The sequence below is a fragment of the Lactobacillus sp. C449L genome (genome assembly GCF_059900815.1).
Map to the genome: position 1 here is coordinate 1 of NZ_JBWXGA010000217.1, position 457 is coordinate 457.

Consider the following 457-nt stretch of genomic DNA (forward strand, 5'->3'; position numbering starts at 1 on the left):
CGGCTGGGCCACTCGATCGAGGTGGCGCTCGATGCGGGCGACATCGGACGTGTGTCGCTGTTCGCCGCGCGCGCACCCGCCTTCGGGGTCATCCCAGCAACGCTGGTCCGTTCGGACGCGGGAGCAACCGCGTACTGGCAGTCCGGCGAACTCGTCTATGCGCTGACCGGCCCGGCCACGGCCGGGAAGGCGCTCGAGCAAGCGGCCGGACGCCTGAGCCGAAGCGTCCGCTGAGCATCACTTCAAACAGGAGAACGAACGTGAACACGCCATATACCTGGCAGGGGAGTTACGCGTACACGCGCAACGCGGCCTTCGACGAAGGCCTGCGGCGCCAGATGCTGCGGGTCTACAACTACATGGGACTTGGCCTCGTGCTGACCGGCGTCGTCGCGTTCCTTGTCGCCTCCAGTCCGGCCATCTACCAGCCCCTCTTCGGAACGCCCCTGAAATGGGT

Annotated in this window: 2 protein-coding genes; both read left to right on the top strand. The window is 66.7% G+C overall.

The features are described from left to right. The coding region (locus AC2JF9_RS09105; RefSeq protein ID WP_500727127.1) for a hypothetical protein at positions 1-234 on the top strand (234 nt) is incomplete at its 5' end. Positions 235-260: 26 nt separating this feature from the next. Then, positions 261-457, top strand: a 197-nt coding sequence (locus tag AC2JF9_RS09110; protein ID WP_500727129.1) for a hypothetical protein, incomplete at its 3' end; no start/stop codon positions are given.